Consider the following 2205-nt stretch of genomic DNA (forward strand, 5'->3'; position numbering starts at 1 on the left):
GGCGGTTCATGGTCATTCCCCGGTCAGAATTCGAAGCGCACGGCGACGGAGCCGGTCACACGGTTGTAATCGTACAGATCGATATTGCTGGCGTTGCGCGTGTAGGTGGCGAGCGGGCGCAGCGTGACGCGCGGCGCGACGAGCACGCGAAAGCCCAATGCCGCATCGAACTGCGTGTCGTGGCGCGTCTGCAGGAACAGCGGGTCGGGCGCGCGATAACCGCGATATTCGAGCCCCGCGCTGCCCAGCACGGAGAAGCGTGTGCCGAGTGGTCTTTCGAACCCCATCCGCCCGCCGACAAAGCCGTTCGACGCATTGTCGCCCGCCGCGCGGCGGGTGTCCTCCAGACCGCTGCTCACCGCGACGAACGTCGTCTTGCCGGTGTAGCTGGCGGTCGCGGTGTAGCGGTCGGCGTCGCGCAACGGATCGGTGCGGTAATCGAGGCGCGAATATTGCACCCCGAAAGACAGCGCCTGTCCGCCCGCCGTGCGGTGAGTGTATTGGCCGATGGCGCTGTACGCCTGACGATAACTGTCGCGGTTGAGCCAGAATTGCTGGGCCTGCCCGCTCAGCGACACGACGTCGCGATTGGCGCGCGTGAAGCCGACCCCCGCCGTCCCGGTCAGCGTCCCCTGATCGAACGTGCGGCTGCCATAATTGTCGCGGTACGAACCGAGCAGCGAGGCGAACAGCCGCGTCTGGCGCGACACGCCGCTGGCGACGCTCAACCCGCCTTCGAAATTGCCGAACGCTTCGTCGATTCGCGTCGCGGTGCCCGACAATGCGGCGGGGCCGAGCGAGGCGAACAGCGGCAGCGTGATCGACGTCAGCCCGGTCGCGGTGTTGATGTTGCTGTCATAGCCGCTGCTGGCTTCGGCATAGCCCGACAGGCTGGTGCCTCCGGCGCGTTGTTCGCGCCGGAGGCCCCCCACCAACTGATTGAAGCGTTGCCGCACCGGATCGGGCAGGCTGGGATCCTCGACCACCGTCGAAAACTCGCGCTCGGCGGTGTCGACATCGCCGGTGAGCGCATAGACTCGCGCGAGTTCGGCGCGCGCCGGGGCATTTTTGGGTTGGACTGCGAGAACGCGCTGGAGCGCGATGATCGCCTCCGCGCGGTGCCCGCTGTCCTCGGCGGCGAGGCCCAATGCGTAATCGAAATCGGGATCGCCCGCGCGTGTCGCGGCGAGCGGCGCGAGCAGGGCATAAGCCTCGCCAGCGCGACCCTGTTGCGCCAGCGCCAGGGCTTGCTGCACCGGGGCATCGGCAGTGGCATAGGCCGGACCCGCGATCACCGCGGCGGCCAGCGTCAGCCAGCGCCAATTAACCCGCACCCGCGAAATATCGCTCCGCGATTCTGCCACACAGACCCCCTTTGTTGTTGCAGCTCTTGAGCCATCCATCACAGTCAAGGGAGCCCCATTTGGGGTATGCGCGAATAGTATCGCGTTGATTTTACGTCCCGAAGCGGGACTGCGGCCAGCGCGGCGCGTTCGGCAGCGCAGCGCTATGTCGATGACGGAAGGGCCGCAAATCTGGTTAGCGTTGATCGCCGAGCCTGGGACATGGCGCGCTTTGGACCGCGATGCGGCGGCGCCCGGCGAAGTCGTCAGCTTCATAGCCTACGGTGCTGCAAAGCTGTCTGTCCGGTAACGGCCCAAAAGCAGTCGTCGCGCGGTTGCTTTCGTCAAACTTCCGCAACTGGGCCGGTTGCAGCCGTTCCGCTTTTGGCGGGCGAAATGCGGAAAGCCGCCGGTCGGCAACCGCCCCAATAGCAGACGGTCACCGAAGGTAGGGCGTATCCGAGAGCTGCCGGTTAGCTAAAGACCCGATGGCGGACTTTGATGCGCCAGACAGAGGGGCCGCGGTATTCCCGCGACCCCACCTGTTGCTATTAATCGATCGCTTATGCCGTGACGAATTTTGTCGCGCGACGGCGGCGCGATTCGAAGCCGACCAAACCAAAACCGGAGATTATCAATGCCCATGCGGCAGGCTCGGGGACGCCGTTGGACACCAGCGATGAGTTGGCGGTGACATATTCGGACGAACCAAACGCGCCAAAGGTATTCACTCGATAACGCGCATTGTTGCTCTGTTGAAAGAAGCGGACGTCAATACCGGACTGGGTGAAAAATCGCGTGCCGCTCCCATCGAGAAATCCAGCCGCATCGGTAAAGTAATTGCCGTAGCTACCAGTCGGTG

General features: G+C 64.4%; 2 protein-coding genes. Both read right to left on the reverse strand.

Annotation, left to right across the window (positions count from 1 at the left end; all coding sequences use genetic code 11):
• Positions 1–23 precede the first annotated feature (23 nt).
• On the reverse strand, positions 24–1364 hold the full coding sequence (locus ACM9ME_RS15290) for a tetratricopeptide repeat protein (RefSeq protein WP_415644319.1): 1341 nt from the start codon (positions 1362–1364) through the stop codon (positions 24–26).
• Positions 1365–1906: 542 nt separating this feature from the next.
• A partial coding sequence (locus tag ACM9ME_RS15295) for a PEPxxWA-CTERM sorting domain-containing protein (protein ID WP_415644320.1) occupies positions 1907–2205 on the reverse strand: 299 nt, incomplete at its 5' end.

This window comes from Sphingomonas antarctica, from assembly GCF_965137005.1.
Taxonomy (GTDB): domain Bacteria; phylum Pseudomonadota; class Alphaproteobacteria; order Sphingomonadales; family Sphingomonadaceae; genus Sphingomonas_O; species Sphingomonas_O antarctica.